This is a genomic window from Pseudoalteromonas sp. RB2-MNA-CIBAN-0110 (genome assembly GCF_040309305.1).
Classification (GTDB): domain Bacteria; phylum Pseudomonadota; class Gammaproteobacteria; order Enterobacterales; family Alteromonadaceae; genus Pseudoalteromonas; species Pseudoalteromonas arctica.
Genome location: NZ_JBEOOQ010000242.1, coordinates 1 through 254, shown reverse-complemented (window position 1 = coordinate 254; position 254 = coordinate 1). Strand labels below are relative to the sequence as shown.

Sequence of the window (254 nt, the reverse complement as noted above, 5' to 3'; positions counted from 1 at the left end):
TCGAGGGATTTTAAATCCCTTGTGTCTACCAATTCCACCACTCGGGCATCGAGTTTGCTAATTAAAGCGTGTGGAGTAAATTATATGGAGGCGGAACCCGGAGTCGAACCGAGGTAAACGGATTTGCAATCCGGTGCATGGCCACTCTGCCATTCCGCCTAAATGTATCCAGATAATTTGGAGCGGTACACGAGGCTCGAACTCGTGACCTCGACCTTGGCAAGGTCGCGCTCTACCAACTGAGCTAGTACCGC

At 51.2% G+C, this 254-nt stretch carries 2 tRNA genes; both read right to left on the bottom strand.

Annotated features, from left to right (window positions below):
• Positions 1-85: 85 nt before the first annotated feature.
• Positions 86-159, bottom strand: a tRNA-Cys gene (locus tag AAEY68_RS21335).
• Positions 160-178: 19 nt separating this feature from the next.
• A tRNA-Gly gene (locus AAEY68_RS21330) sits at positions 179-254 on the bottom strand.